General features: G+C 70.6%; 11 protein-coding genes. 4 read left to right on the top strand and 7 right to left on the bottom strand.

Annotation, left to right across the window (positions count from 1 at the left end):
* Positions 1-369: 369 nt before the first annotated feature.
* The 4 genes from IE262_RS03485 to IE262_RS03470 are packed head-to-tail and all read left to right on the top strand — an operon-like array spanning position 370 to position 3,858.
* A complete protein-coding gene (locus IE262_RS03485; RefSeq protein WP_189871153.1) occupies positions 370-1,542 on the top strand; it encodes an ABC transporter ATP-binding protein in 1,173 nt (390 codons plus the stop codon).
* The gene (locus IE262_RS03480; RefSeq protein WP_189871151.1) at positions 1,539-2,204 is read left to right on the top strand and encodes an ABC transporter permease; all 666 of its coding nucleotides are present in this window, start codon (positions 1,539-1,541) and stop codon (positions 2,202-2,204) included. Before IE262_RS03485 ends, IE262_RS03480 begins: the two co-directional genes overlap by 4 nt.
* A complete protein-coding gene (locus IE262_RS03475; protein ID WP_189871149.1) occupies positions 2,201-2,890 on the top strand; it encodes an ABC transporter permease in 690 nt (229 codons plus the stop codon). The genes IE262_RS03480 and IE262_RS03475 overlap by 4 nt, the downstream gene beginning before the upstream one ends.
* 38 nt (positions 2,891-2,928) lie before the next feature.
* The gene (locus IE262_RS03470) at positions 2,929-3,858 is read left to right on the top strand and encodes an ABC transporter substrate-binding protein (protein WP_189871146.1); all 930 of its coding nucleotides are present in this window, start codon (positions 2,929-2,931) and stop codon (positions 3,856-3,858) included.
* Positions 3,859-3,969: 111 nt separating this feature from the next.
* On the opposite strand, the gene IE262_RS03465 is transcribed toward IE262_RS03470, so the two are convergent.
* The 7 genes from IE262_RS03465 to IE262_RS03435 form a co-directional block, all read right to left on the bottom strand.
* Entirely contained in the window at positions 3,970-5,121 is a 1,152-nt protein-coding gene (locus IE262_RS03465; RefSeq protein ID WP_189871144.1) for a S1 family peptidase, read from the bottom strand.
* A 249-nt stretch (positions 5,122-5,370) separates the two neighbouring features.
* Positions 5,371-5,823: a YbhB/YbcL family Raf kinase inhibitor-like protein gene (locus tag IE262_RS03460; protein WP_134030695.1), complete on the bottom strand. Its 453-nt coding sequence runs from the start codon at positions 5,821-5,823 to the stop codon at positions 5,371-5,373.
* 90 nt (positions 5,824-5,913) lie between these two features.
* On the bottom strand, positions 5,914-6,786 hold the full coding sequence (locus IE262_RS03455) for an LLM class flavin-dependent oxidoreductase (protein WP_134030692.1): 873 nt from the start codon (positions 6,784-6,786) through the stop codon (positions 5,914-5,916).
* A gap of 61 nt (positions 6,787-6,847) precedes the next feature.
* On the bottom strand, positions 6,848-8,479 hold the full coding sequence (locus IE262_RS03450) for a cellulase family glycosylhydrolase (RefSeq protein WP_189871142.1): 1,632 nt from the start codon (positions 8,477-8,479) through the stop codon (positions 6,848-6,850).
* Between the two features lie 35 nt (positions 8,480-8,514).
* Entirely contained in the window at positions 8,515-9,654 is a 1,140-nt protein-coding gene (locus IE262_RS03445; RefSeq protein ID WP_189871140.1) for a GDSL-type esterase/lipase family protein, read from the bottom strand.
* 235 nt (positions 9,655-9,889) lie between these two features.
* Positions 9,890-12,793 carry an ATP-binding protein gene (locus IE262_RS03440; RefSeq protein WP_189871138.1) on the bottom strand — a complete coding sequence of 968 codons (2,904 nt, stop codon included), beginning with the start codon at positions 12,791-12,793 and terminating at the stop codon, positions 9,890-9,892.
* Between the two features lie 174 nt (positions 12,794-12,967).
* The gene (locus IE262_RS03435) at positions 12,968-13,981 is read right to left on the bottom strand and encodes a (-)-alpha-amorphene synthase (RefSeq protein ID WP_229877078.1); all 1,014 of its coding nucleotides are present in this window, start codon (positions 13,979-13,981) and stop codon (positions 12,968-12,970) included.
* Between the last annotated feature and the right edge of the window lie 5 nt (positions 13,982-13,986).

Raw genomic sequence — 13,986 nt, 5'->3', positions numbered from 1 at the left:
GGCGAGGACCGCGGTCAGTCGCCGCGCACCGGGCGGTACGACGACAGGTTCGCGGGCAGCTCGCGGCCCCGTGCACCTGGACCGCGCGGTGCAGGCTGCCTATGAGTGGCTCCGCGTGCGACCTGTGAGCGCGGACGCGCGGTTCGATGTCCGACCCGTTCACGAAGGTGAATCAGACCGGTTCCATCGTGGTGTCTCCTTACGTCTGCGATGGCCGATCTGAACGGCTTTCAGCAGGACAACATGGGCATTGTGGACGCGCCAGCCTGATTTCGTGGGACCGTAACACGCCGTTCACGGTCGAGTATTGACTGTCATTCAGGCACCGATAAACCTGCATGACCATATGCAGTCGGGTAAGGGGCAACCTTGATCAGATTCCATGCGGTGAGCAAGAACTATCCGAACGGCACCACGGCCGTGGACGAGCTGAGCCTGGAGCTGGCCGAGGGCGGCATCACGGTCCTGGTCGGTCCCTCCGGCTGCGGCAAGACGACGACGCTGCGCATGATCAACCGGATGGTGGAGCCGACGGCCGGCACGGTGAGCCTGCGCGGCCGGGACATCCGGGAGATCCGCGCACCCGAGCTGCGCCGTGGCATCGGGTACGTGATCCAGCACGCCGGGCTGTTCCCGCACCGCACCGTCCTCGACAACATCGCGACGGTTCCGCTGCTGCTCGGGTGGAACCGGAAGAAGGCGCGGGCGCGGGCGGCGCAGCTGCTGGAACTCGTGGGGCTGCCGCACGAGATGGGCAGGCGCTACCCGAACCAGCTCTCCGGCGGACAGCAGCAGCGCGTCGGGGTGGCCAGGGCGCTGGGCGCCGATCCGCCGGTGCTGCTGATGGACGAGCCGTTCAGCGCGGTCGACCCGATCGTGCGCACGGAGCTGCAGGCGGAGTTCGTGCGGCTGCAGAAGGAGCTGCACAAGACGATCGTGTTCGTCACCCACGACATCGACGAGGCGATCAGACTCGGCGACCACATCGCGGTGTTCCGGACCGGCGGCAGGCTCGCCCAGTTCGACACCCCCGAGCGGCTGCTCGCCCACCCCGCCGACGCGTTCGTGGCCGGTTTCGTGGGCCAGGACCGGGGCATTCGCCGGCTCTCCTTCGTCAAGGCGGCCGAGGTGCCGCTGCGTGACGGCCCGGTGCTGCCGGCCACCGCTCCCGTGGAGCGGGCACGGGCGGCTCGCGAACCCTGGGTGCTCGTCATCGACGACGAGCGGCGACCGCTCGGCTGGGCCGCGGTCCCCGAACTGCCGCAGAGCGGCACGCTCGCGGACGCGTCTCTGCTGCCGCTCGGCCCCACCTTCAGCCTCGTCGCCGACTCGGCGCGGGCCGCCCTCGACTCGGCGCTCCTGTCGCCTTCCCGGCTCGCGGTGGGCGTGGACACGGACGGCGCGGTCGTCGGCGTCGCGGACGCGTACGAGCTGTCCGCCACGACGGTCGCCGCCGACGCTGCCGAGACGGAGGCCAACGAGGACGTGGAGGCAGCCGGGGACAGGGCGGGCGCGGGCAGCGCGGGCGGTGGTGAGGGATGAGCGACGGTGAGCCGCTCGTCCGGTGGCAGTGGATCGGCGACCATGCCGGTGAGCTCGCCGACTACACCGGCGTCCACCTGCGACTGGGCCTGCTGCCCGTGCTGTTCGGGCTGATCATCTCGGTTCCCCTCGGGATCGTCTGCCATCGCCGGGGATGGCTGTACGCGCCGGTGCTGACCGTGGCCAACATCCTGTACGCGATCCCGTCCCTGGCCCTGTTCATGATCTTCGTCAACTACACCGGGCTGACCGAACGCACCGTGATGATCCCCCTGACGCTCTACACGCTGTCGGTCCTGGTGCCGGCTGTCGTGGACGGGCTGGCCTCGGTCCCCGAACCCGTCCGGCAGGCGGCCACCGCGCTGGGATTCGGCCCGGCACGCCGTATCGTCCAGGTCGAACTGCCGATCGCCGTACCCGTCGTCATCGCCGGCGTACGGGTGGCCGCCGTCTCGTCCCTCAGCCTCGTCGCCGTGGGACAGCTGATCGGACAGGGCGGTCTCGGCTACTACATCACCCGAGGCCTCCAGCTCGACTTCCCGACGCCGATCGTCACCGCGATCGCGCTGATCATGCTGCTCGCGCTCACCACCGACGCACTGCTGGTCCTGGCACAGCGGCTGCTCACCCCCTGGTCCCGGAGCAAGGTGACGACGTCATGAACGAGCTCCTGAACCAACTCCGGCTCGTGGGGGACTGGCTGGCCTCCTCGCAGCAGTGGCACGGTGACGGGGGAATCCCCCAGCGGCTCCTGGAGCACCTCACCTACAGCGGCCTGTCGCTGCTGTTCGCCGCCCTGATCGGGCTGGCTTCCGGGCTGCTCGTCGGGCACACGGGCCGGGGGGCGTTCGCCGTGGCCGGAGTGGCCACCCTCGCGAGGGCGATCCCCACCTTCGGACTGGTCGTCCTCGTCGTCACGCTCGCCGGGCTCAGCACCACGCCCGTGCTGGTCGCCCTCGTCGCGCTCGCGGTCCCGCCGATCCTCCTCAACACCTTCGAGGGAGTCCGGGGTGTCGACCCCGCCACCAGGGACGCCGCACGCGGGGTCGGCATGACCGAGTGGCAGGTCCTGGTGCGGGTGGAGGTACCGATGGCGCTGCCGCTGATCCTCCTCGGGCTGCGGATCGCCGCGATCCAGGTCGTGGCCACCGCCACCGTCGCGGCCTATCCCGGTCTCGGCGGCCTGGGCCGTTTCATCGTCGACGGACTGTCCCGCAACGACTACGAGCTGGTCATCGGCGGCTCCACGCTCGTCGTCGTCCTGGCGCTCCTCGTCCAGATCGGGTTCACCGCGCTGCGGCGCGCCATCGTCTCACCGGGCCTTCGGGTCGCGGCCTTCACGTCCTGAGCTGTCCGAGCCCCCGGGCTCCAAGAAAGGAAACACCCATGAAAGGCATCCACCGCGGCGCCGTTGTCGCCCTGCTCGCCGCGCTGTCGCTGACCGCCTGCGGCGGCGGGAACGACAGCGACAGCAATCCGCTGACGGGCGGCGACGGCGGCGACGGCAAGTCCATCGTCGTCGGCTCGGCGAACTTCCCCGAGAGCCAGCTGCTCGCCGAGATCTACGCCGAGGCCCTGGAGGCCAAGGGCCTGAAGGTGACGCGCAGGTTCGACATCGGTGCCCGTGAGGTCTACTACGGCCAGGTGGTCAAGGGGGCCATCCAGGTCTTCCCCGAGTACAACGGCGCGCTGCTGGCGGTGGCGGTCGACAAGACGAGCACCGCGACCAGCACGGAGGACATCAACGCCGAACTGAAGAAGAAGCTTCCGTCGTCGGTGACGATCCTGGACTCCGCCGAGGCCCAGGACAAGGACTCGGTCACGGTCACCGCCGAGACCGCCAAGAAGTACGACCTCAAGACCATCGCCGACCTCAAACCGGTCGCGGGGGACTGGATGATCGGTGCCGGTTCGGAGTTCAAGACCCGTATGCAGGGCGGGGTCGGCCTGAAGAAGATCTACGGCGTCGAGTTCGGGAAGTACCAGCCGCTCGACGCGGGTTCCCAGAGCACTCTGCTGAAGCTGCTGAAGTCGAACGAGGTGCAGGCTGCCAACATCTACACCACCGATCCCGCCATCGTCAAGGACAAGCTGGTGGTGCTGGAGGACCCGAAGAACCTGTACTCCTCGCAGAACGTCACGCCCCTGATCCACAAGTCCGCCGTCGACGACAAGGCCAAGTCGGCGCTCAACGCGGTCTCGGCCGAACTCACCACCCCGGACCTGCTGGACATGATGAAGAAGCTGGTCCACGACAAGGAGGACGCCGCCACCGTCGCGAAGGAGTGGCTGACGAAGACCGGCCTCGCGAGCTGACGGGCCCGGCCGTGCGCCGAGGGCCGCCGCGTCGCGGTGGCGGACCGTCCGGCCAAAGCGGGCTCCGTCGGTCGGTCCGCGACGGAGCCCGCTCGTCCGAGGTGCTGCGGTTCAGGCGGTGTGCAGTGTCAGCCCGTAGCGGTTGAGGATCTCGTTGACGGGCTGGTACCAGGTCTCGCCGCCGGAGCTGCAGTTGCCCCAGCCGCCGGAGGTGACGCCCTGTGCCTGGTCGCCGCTGATGAAGGAGCCCCCGGAGTCACCGCCCTCGGCGCAGACGCTCGTCTTCGTCATCTGGTGGACGGCGCCCTGGCTGTAGTTGACCGTCTCGTTCTTGGCCAGGACGGTGCCGCAGCGCCACTGCGTGGTGGAGCCGGAGCGGCAGATGGACGTTCCCACGGGCGCTTCGTTGGAACCGCGGACGAGCTGGTCGGGGATCGTGCCCCAGCCCAGGACCACCGGTACGGTCCACCAGCCGCTGCCGACGTTGACCCACGCGTAGTCGTTGTCCGGGAACGACGATCCCTGGAAGTTGCCGACGTACGAGCGGTCCCAGCCGTACACCGCGGCACCGGCCCCGCCGCAGTGCCCGGCGGTGACGAAGCCGCCGTGCACCGAGAAGCCTATGGAGCAGCGGACGTTGCCGGTGTAGTAGGGGTCACCGCCCACGGTCCCGGCGGCGAAGGTCTGCGGTGCGCCGGGCGTCTGCTTCACCGTCACGGGAGCCGCCTGACGGGCCTGCGCCAGGAACGCCTGGACATCGTTGTCATCCTGGCGTGGGGTGACGACGTTCACCACGACCTTGTTGGCCTTGGGGTCGACATGCCAACTGCTGACTCCGGCGGGCGCGGACAGCTCGTCGATGCGCGCCTTCGCCGCGTCGAGCTGCCGCGCGCTGTGCCTCACGAGGCGCACGGTCGCGCCGGTCGCGCGTATCGCCTCGGTGTCCGCGCCCCGGGTGACCGCGACCGTCAGCTTTCCGCTCTCGGCGTCGAACCACGAGCCGCCGTACGACGGCCCGGCGGCACGCTTCGCCTTCCGCTCCACGGCCGTCGCGGTCTTCTCCGCGGCCAGGCGTGCCTCGGTCTGACTCCTGGTCAGGCCCAGATCGCGCTGCATGGCGGAGAGGAGTTCCGGGGAGGCCGGTGCCTCGGCCGAGCCGGCCGGGGAGTCCGCGGCGGAGGCGGGCAGGGTGCTCGCGGTGGCCCAGGTGCCGAGCAAGAGGAGCGCGGACAGTCCGGTGCGCAGGGCTGTTGTGCGTCTCAAGGGAGTGCCCCTTCGTTGTTCCAGCAGGGTGGGGGTGGAACAGCAGAACTTGAGAGCGCTCTCACTTGCATGCGGGGCAGAGCATAGCGGTGGATCAGGGGGAGGTCCATACCAATTGCGGTGGCGGGTGACGCGGCGAAGTGGCCAACGTCCATGCGGGGCACGCCGGTTGCCTACGTGCGGGCCCGATCCGTCGGTGTCGGTTCCGTGAGGCGGGCGCGGAGCAGCGGCGTGCGGCCGCGTAGGTGTTCAGCGTTGGTACAGCCCCACGAGGGTGCCGCTCGCGAGCTGCCGCTTCTCGATGATCCGATGCACCTGGTCGGCGCTGGGCGCGTCGGGGAGCACGCACGGTTCCGACAGGGCGTACAGCCGGAAGAAGTACCGGTGCGCTTTGTCTCCTGGTGGCGGATGTGGTCCGTCCCAGCCCTGGTCTCCGAAGCCGTTGACGAGCTCGGTACCACCGGCGGGGACCTGCCCGGCGCCCACGCCGTCGCTGTGGGGATCGATGCCCACCACGATCCAGTGCGCGAAGGTGCCCGAGGGTGCGTCCGGGTCCTCGCACATCAGCAGCAGTTCTGCCGCGTCGTCCGGCGCGCCGCTCCACGTCAGCGGAGGGGACACGTTCTCGCCCTCGTACGCGTACCGCCGCGTGATGAAGGAGTGATCGTTGAATGCTTCGCTTGTGAGGTCGATGTCAGTCATGTGGCCCGAGGTACCCCTGGCGGCGAGGCGTACCCGTGTCGGATGCGGAAAGCGCTTTCGCGTAGAGTTGCAGGCAATTCCTGGGCCCTCCTACTGCCCGAGGGCCTTGAGTACGGCCCCCAGTTGCCGTACCGGCTCGGGGCCGGCCATCCGCAACACGACCGTGCCCGCGCCTGCGTCCGCGAGTTCGCGGACCTGTCCGGCGGTCTCCACGGCTGTGCCGGACACAGTGAAGACCTGCTCGGCCGGGCGGCCGAGCCAGGCGCCCTGGCCCTCGACATGAGGCCGCAGCGCCCGCGTCACCTGGTCGGCGTCGTCGCCCACGCAACAGAAGGCGAACACCGTCAGCGTGTGGTCGGCAGCGGCACCGCCCTTGTCGATCAGGGCCCGAGCGCTCTCCAGGTCACGCGGCCCGTGCCCCTCGGCGATCAGTGTGCCGTCCGCGACCCGCCCGGACAGTTCCAGCGAGCGGGGGCGCACCACACCCGCGACCAGCGGCGGTGGCTCCGCGGGCGGGTGCACCAACTCGACACCGTCCAGGCGTACTTCCCGGCCGTCCAGCTCGACGCGCTCCCCGCGCAGCAAGGCGCGTACGGAGCTGATCGTCTCCTCCAGCAGAGCGAGCGGCGACCGCGCCGCGACGCCGACCGAGGCCATCCATTCCGGCACCCCGTGCCCGATCCCGGCCACGAGCCGACCCGGGAAGACCCGTGCCAGCGTCGCCACCTCCATCGCCAGCAAGGCCGGACTGCGCAGCGGCGCGGGCATGATCCCGATGCCGACCCGCAGGCGCTCCGTCGCTGCGAGCGCGACGGACGCCGCCGACACCCCTCCGGGCCACCCGAGATCCTCGACCACCCAGAGGTCGTCCGCTCCGAGGGCCTCGACCTCGCGTGCGAATCCGGGCAACCCCTCCGGAGCCCAGTCGCGGTCGTACATCACACCGATCCGAATCCTCGTCATGCAGGGAAAGGTATGCCTGCGCGGGTGAGTGATCAATGGTGCCGGACGGCGGCGGCCGGGGTCAGGCCAGTGAGCAGGTGGAGCCATTGAGCGTGAAGGCGCCCGGGCTGGCGTTGGCCGTCGAGCGGGTGGCCGTGAAGCCGAGGGCGACCGAGCCCGCCGCGGGGATCGTCGCGGTGTACGAGGCGGAGGCGACGCTGACCTCGGCGCCGCTCTGCGTCACGGTGCCGCCCCACAGGTTGGTGATGCGCTGGCTGTCGGGGAAGGTCCAGCGGAGCGTCCAGCCGTCGATCGCCGTGCTGCCGGAGTTGCGGATGACGATCTCTCCCTGGAAACCGCCGGACCACTCGTTCGCCACCCGGTAGCCGACGCCGCAGGACGCCGGGGATCCGCCGGAGGCGGTGGTGACCGTCACCGTGCCGGAGCGCGGTGAGCGGTTGCCGGCGGCGTCGCGGGCGTAGACGGCGAAGGTGTAGGAGGTGGACGGGGTGAGGCCGGTGACGGTGGCGGAGGCGGTGGCCGTGCTGGTGGCCGCGGTCTCGTTCCCGCCGCTGACGCGAACCACGTCGTAGCCCGTGACGCCTGCCGCGTCGGTGGCGGCGGTCCAGGTCAGTCTGACGGACGAGGAGGTCACAGCGGAGGCGGTCGGTGTCCCGGGAGCGGTCGGGGGAGTGGTGTCGCCGCCGCCCGAGGAGTAGACGGTGGCTTCCTTCGAGGTGGCGGCGATGCCGTTGGCGCCGTTGAAGACGCGCTGGCCCCACGAACTGAGCTGGTTGGGATTGAAGTTGACCGCCAGGTCGAGGATCGGGTCGGTGTTGCCGCTCCAGGACCAGGCCAGGTAGCCGAGCTTCAACTGCTGGGCGGCGGCCATCATGGTGTCCTCGTCCGGGTCGCCCCACTGGTCGGCAGGACCGCCGAACTCACCGATGAGGATGGGGAGCTTCGCGTTGACGAAGGCGTTCAGGTAGTCGGTGATCTCTGCCGCGGTGTCGTAGACGCTGTACATGTGGATCGAGAAGATCAGGTTGCCGGTGGTGTCGGCGGCATAGACGGACTGGGCGTTCGCGCGCATGACGCCCTGCCAGTCCTGGCCCCAGTTGGGAGCGTCGACCATGATCGTGTGCTCGAAGCCTGCGTTCCGCAGCTTCTTGATCGCGGCGATGGTGGGATCGGTCCAGCCCTCGGGATTGGTGTTGCCCCAGGGCTCGTTGCCGATGTTGATGATGACGTAGTTCTCCTGGCCCGCGAGCACGCTCTTCAGACCGATCCAGTACTCGGCCGCCTGGTCGAGGGTCCCGGCCGCGGCGTCCTCGCCGTAGCCGGTGGTGTCGTGCACCTCCAGGACGCAGATGAGCCGGTTGGCCTTGCACTGGGCAATGACGTTCGCCACGTCCGAGGCGCTGTTCGCGGTCCAGCGATGGCCGTCGGCGAGAACCACCCGCACGGTGTTGGCGCCCAGCGCCTTGACGTCGGCCAGCGACTGCGTCTGGTTCGGGTACCAGGTGTGGGCGTGGTTGACGCCCCGCATGACGAAATCACTGCCGTTGCCTTCCAGCAGACGGCCGTTGCTGATGTGGAGGCCGGTGGCCGCTGCCTGGGCGGGCGTGGCGAAGGAGAGCAAGGGGACGAGCAGGCTCAGGAGGGCGGCCACGACGGCGGCCACTCGTGGGGCGGTGCGGGTGCGGGATCTCATGGCGGCTCCCAAGGGATGAGATGAGTGACGGTGCGTCAGGAAGAAGCGGTGTGCGCCGTACACGTGACAGTCGCCGACGGGGTGCCGGCCGTTGCCGGGGCACTGGCGATGAAGCCGAAGGTGGTCCTCGCACCGGGTGCGAGGGTGCCGTTCCACGGCGCGCTGGTGACGGTGGCCGTGCCGTCGGCGGTGGTGGTGAGGGTGCCGCCCCAGATCTGGCCGAGACGGGCGCCGCCGGCCGGCGCGACGGTCACGGTCCAGCCCGCGACGGGGGACGTGGACGTGTTGGTCACCGTCACCTCGCCCTGGTAGCCGCCCTGCCAGACGGAGGGGGCCCGGAACGACGCGGCACAGGAGGGCTGACCGCCGCCCGGGTCACCTGGATCGCCCGGGTCGCCCGGGTCTCCGGGATCTCCCGGGGTGCCCGAGTCGAGCAGTGAGGTCAGGGCCGGGTACCAGCGAGCGGCGATCTTGTCGTCGCCCGAGGCGTTGGGGTGCACGCCGTCGTAGGTGTCCGTGGCGGTGCTGAAGCCCGTCCACTGGTCGACCACGGTCACGGGCGAGCGGTCGGTGCTCGTCGTCCGGGCCCAGTCGGGGATCCGGGCGTTGAGGTCGACGACGCGCTGGGCGCAGGCCGTGCAACTGCCGGGGTTCATCGGGATGAGCTGTGCGACGACGATCTTCATGTCCGGGTTGGAGGCCCGCATCTGCTCCACGAGCCTGGAGTAGGCGGCGAGGATGCGGTCGGGTGCGATGGCGCTCCAGACGTCGTTCGTGCCGAAGTGCATGACAACGATGTCCGGCAAGGTGGCCGCCAGCCGTCCCGGCAGGAGGTTCTGGTCCGCCACGTTGGTGACCAGTTCGCCGCCGTGGCCCTCGTTGTCCCCGTCGTGCGGCTGTCCGCAGCCCTGGGGGCCGAGGGTGCCGACGAAGTCGATGTCCGTGTAGCCGGTGCTCTGCAGCCGGTTCCACAGCACCGCTCGCCAGCAGCCCGGCGAGCCGGTGATCGAATCGCCCAGCGGCATGATGCGTACGGCTCTCGCCGCGGGGTCCGCGGCTGTGGCGCGGGGCGCGAGCGGTCCCCCGACGGCCAGCAGCAAGGCGGCCAGGAAGCCGAGAAACGGAACGATCCGCACGGAGAGACTCCGCGGTGGTAAGTGGTGGGTGCTGCGCATGATGGTCCCTTCCCTCGCAAGGTGGGAGCGCTCCCATGAAGCCATCAAGCCAGCTTGTCATTTACGCGTCAAGCCCTGACTGATGAGCAATCAGGCGTGGCACTCGCCGGAGGGCCACGGAACCCGGACGGTGGTGGCCCGATCTCCACCCCGGCCGGCCTCGTGAAGGCTGACCGAACGTGACACCACGGGTGTAGCGCGCGGAGCGGGCCGCGCTCACGAGACCGAGCGAGGGTCACGGTCGGGGGCGGGGAAAGCTCTCCAGGGCCCTGGAGAGGCCCGCGGCATCGGTGCCGATCTTGCGGTAGACGGAGGACAGCAGCCGCGTCACCCCCCGCTCGCTGAGGCGCAGTTCCTTCGCGACCACCGCTGCCGGGCGCCCCTGGGCCGCCATTTCGGCGGCGCTGCGTTCCTGCGCGGTGAGGGTGTCCGTCTGCGCGTAGCGCAGCGGTAACGGCCGCAGTCCCGCCGCCGAGAGCTCTTCTCTGGCCCGGGCGGCCAGGGCTTCGGCACCGCAGTGGACGGCGCCTTCCTGGCCTCGGTACAGACGGTCCGCGGCCTCCTGCAGGCGGCCGTTGCGGGCCAGCGCCGCGCCGTGGCCGACCAGCGCGCGGGCCAGTTCGTACGAGGCGGGTGACTGCTCCAGTTGATCGACCGCCTCCGCGTACAGGCCGAGCGCCGCCGGACCGCCGGTCACCTCGGCCTCGGTGCGGAGCGCCTGGCCGATCGCGGAGGCGGCACCGAAGTCCCGGGCCGCCTTGACGGCGTCCCGGGCGAGACGGATCGCCCGGTCGGGAGCGGTGGGGGCCAGCGCGGAGGCGAGGCTCAGCTGCCAAGGGCACCAGGTCGGGTTGTGCCAGCCCTTCGACGCCAGCCAGTCCCCGACACCGGACAACAGGTGAGCGGCCTTCCGGCGCCGGCCCTCGGCCAGGAGCAGCTCGGCGTACACCGTGCGGGGATCGGGGTAGATGACGGCCTTCGGGACCGCCTCGCCGTAGCGGTGGCGGTCGGCGAGCCGGCGTGCCTCGGCGGTCCGGCCGCGCGCCAGCAGGGTCTGGATGAGGATGCCCACGGCGAACCACTGGGCGGGCACGGCGCCTTCCACCCGGTCGGCGATGCGCAGGCCCTCGCGTGCCAGTTCCTCCGCCTCCGCCAGGCAGCCGCGCCGGTAGCGGATGTAGCCGAACAGGGCCTGGCCCAGGGCCAGATGGGAGCCGCGCCAACCCTTGGCCTGGCACTGGGCCAGGCCCTCGGTGAACAGCTCTTCGGCGCGTCGTGGCTGGTCGCAGTACATGAAGACCAGGGCGACCGAAACGGGGACCTCAAAGCCCCGGTTCTCATCGGTCCAGCTCAGTCCGCCGTCGAGCGCCTTCTCGGCACAGGTGAGGACGGTCCGCCGCGGCTCTCCGCGCAGCATGGCGTCCCAGGCCCGCAGACCCAGGATGTACCGTTCCTCCACGCGGCGGCCGGTGAGCCGGTCCGCCATCCGCGCCAGCCTGCGCGAGCGGGCGCACGCGTCGGGCTCGTCCGTGCGGAACGCGCTCCATACGAACTGATCGGCCTGCATGCGCAGCCGGATCCGTGGATGGGGTGCCTGCCGCACCTCGTCGGCGGCCACGGCCGCGGCTTCGGCGACCTGGTCGAGGTGGGCCAGGGCCTGGGTCAGCCGGTAGACGATGGAGGCGCGCAGGTCCAGGTCGACGCCGGGCTCCGCCAGAGCCGCCCGGAGGTGGGTGACTGTGGCCGCGGGTTCGATCAGGAAGGTCGAGCTCGCGAGTTCGTGGAGGAGCGCCGCGCGGTCCTCCGGAGGGGGCGGCTCCTGCAGCGCTCGCGTCAGGACGCGCCGAGCGGCTTCCGGAGCCCCGGCACGGAGGTACTCACGGGCGGCTTCCCGCAGGCACTCGACGGCTTCGGGCCTGCCTTCGGAGGGGACCTCCAGCAGATGCCGGGCCGCGGCGGTGGGGCCGAGCCCCGCCGCACGGACGGACACCGCCGCGGAGTTGTGCAGACCGACCCGCAGGGCCTCGGGGATGTCCTGGTAGATCGCTGTGGCGATCGTCGGGTGGACGAACTCCAGGCTGCCACCCGGTCCGGGGGCGTCCGCGAGGATCCGCGCGGCGCGTAACTTCTCGGTCGCCCGGGCGGCTCCCTCGCTGCCGACCACCGCGATGGTGGCGGCGAGTTCCGGCGAGATGGACGTGCCCAGGACGGCGGCCGTCCACGCGAAACGGACGGTGGCCGTGTCGAGACGGTGCAGTCGTTCGAGCAGGCCGGGACCCTTCACGGCCGAGGCGAGATGCCGCATCGTGGGCAGTTCGTCCCGGGTGCCCGTCAGCCGGCGTTCACCGAGCCGGATGGCGAGTTCCACCGCCTCGAACGGGCTTCCGCCGGTGACCGTCCAGCATTCCTCGCAGAACGCGTCCTCGGCACCCTCACCCACCTCGTTCCTGACGATCCGGGCGACGCCGGCGGCGGAGAGCGGCGTCAGGACGTGCGGGCGGTTCTCGTGGTGTTCCACGAGGGCGCGGAAGGCGCGCGCCTCGGGCGGGAGTTCGTCCGGCCGGTAGGCGAGGACGATCAGCAGCGGAAGGTCCGCGGCCCGTGGCGCGAAGGAGGCGAGCCAGTTCAGGGACTCGGCATCGGCCCAGTGCACGTCGTCGAGCAGCAGGACGACGGGCGCGTTCATCACCGCGAGGCGCGTCATGACCCAGTCGAGGCCGTCGCGCACCCCGACCGGGTCCGGTACCGTGCCGGTCGCTTCAAGGCCGAGCGCGGCGGCGACGACGTCGTACCAACTCCCCAGCACGTCCTGGCGCCCGGGCTCGTCCATGGCCGCCAGGGTGGGCTGCAGGAGCTGGCGCACCACGCGGAAGGCCAGCTCCTGCTCCTGCTCGCCGCCCTTGCCGGAGAGCACCGTGAATCCGTGTGCCGCCGCCCGGGCGCGTGCTTCCGCCATGAGTGTCGTCTTTCCCAGCCCGGCCGAGCCGGTGAAGGCGAGCAGCCCGGCGCGCCGCGCTCGCGGCACGCCGCCGACGGCGTCCCTGAGATCCGCCAACGCCGCGTCGAGCGCGCGGAGTTCCCGTCGGCGTTCCAGCAGCAGACGGTGCTCGGTGATCGGTTGCCGCAGCCCAGGCGCCATGTGCCGTATCGCTTCCTGTCGTCGCTCCTCGGAAGACAGCAGAGCGTACGCTCTTGTGGACAGTCGCTGGTCGTATGGAGAAATGAGAGTACAGGGAAGGGCGAATCAGCCACCGGAGCGGTTTGAGGCCCGTCCCTGCGGGTAACATGCGCCGACTCCGGCGTCCCTGTGCAGTCAGCGGTGGGACGCCGACCCTGCGCCCGCGTAACGCGGCACCGTGCGGGACCAGTAGTAACACCCGCGGATCCAGCCGGCCATGGCGTCCACATAGCCGATGCCGGACGGGCTCAACTCCGGCCTGATCTCGTCGTACAGCTTCTCGAACTCGCGGATCGTGCTGTTGATCCGCCCGATGGCCAGCGTGACAGCCACCGGCAGGGAGCAGCGGTGCGCCCGCTGGTAGGCGAGGGCCAGATTGATCAGCTCACCCGCCCGCTGCTCCTTCACCGCGGAGAACAGGTCGGGTATCCACACCGCAGCGTCGGCCGACAGCCGTCCCAGGCGCCGTACGACGGGGTGGTGGAGCTCCTCGGGCGCCAGTTCGCACGGCTGGGCGGCCTCGCACAGCGGGTGGAAGGGCTCGACGCCGGCGGTGAGCGAGCGTATGGAGCCGCACACCCCGAGCCGGAGAGGGAAGGGCTGCGTCTGGGCGACCGCCTCGTACATCAGGCCGTGCACGTACTCGCGGCTGTGCCAGGCCCAGCGCGCGGCCTGTGCGGGTGTGCAGCGTTCCCGGACCTGTCGGTGGAGGTCGGCCAGGGCCGCCCCGAGGGCGGTGACGGGCGGCCCGCCGTCCCGCAGGATCGCGACGCTCTCGCACACCAGGGGCAGCAGACGGCCCGGCCACCGACGGCCGAGTTCCTCCGCTCGGTCGTCGAAGATGAACTGGTAGGCGATCTGGTTGGCCACGATCTGAAGGACGTCGGAGTCCATCGCCGGGCTGTTGTAGGACGCGAGTTGGGCGGGGCGCGTGCCGGCGATCATCGCCGCCACCGCCGGTTCGTCGGTCAGCCCCCACGTGCGCAGCCACGCCTCGACGCCCGCCGCCGCCTCGGATTCATGACGGTTCCTCAGGAAGGGGAAGGGCATGTAGAGGCGGTCGTCGATCAGGTCCTTCAGGCTGTCAGCCGTACCTCCGCCGTGCCGGTCCACCGCTGGTTCCGCTCTGTCCCCATGTGTCGTCAACACCGTTG

This window comes from Streptomyces bluensis (assembly GCF_014650715.1).
Lineage (GTDB): Bacteria > Actinomycetota > Actinomycetes > Streptomycetales > Streptomycetaceae > Streptomyces > Streptomyces bluensis.
This window is presented reverse-complemented; position numbering and strand designations above follow the sequence as displayed.

Coding starts and splice junctions, on each gene's coding strand:
- IE262_RS03480 (WP_189871151.1), top strand. CDS start 1,539: ATGAGCGACGGTGAGCCGCTCGTCCGGTGGCAGTGGATCGGCGACCAT.
- IE262_RS03475 (WP_189871149.1), top strand. CDS start 2,201: ATGAACGAGCTCCTGAACCAACTCCGGCTCGTGGGGGACTGGCTGGCC.
- IE262_RS03470 (WP_189871146.1), top strand. CDS start 2,929: ATGAAAGGCATCCACCGCGGCGCCGTTGTCGCCCTGCTCGCCGCGCTG.
- IE262_RS03460 (WP_134030695.1), bottom strand. CDS start 5,823: ATGACTGACATCGACCTCACAAGCGAAGCATTCAACGATCACTCCTTC.
- IE262_RS03455 (WP_134030692.1), bottom strand. CDS start 6,786: ATGACGAGGATTCGGATCGGTGTGATGTACGACCGCGACTGGGCTCCG.
- IE262_RS03450 (WP_189871142.1), bottom strand. CDS start 8,479: ATGAGATCCCGCACCCGCACCGCCCCACGAGTGGCCGCCGTCGTGGCC.
- IE262_RS03445 (WP_189871140.1), bottom strand. CDS start 9,654: ATGCGCAGCACCCACCACTTACCACCGCGGAGTCTCTCCGTGCGGATC.
- IE262_RS03440 (WP_189871138.1), bottom strand. CDS start 12,793: ATGGCGCCTGGGCTGCGGCAACCGATCACCGAGCACCGTCTGCTGCTG.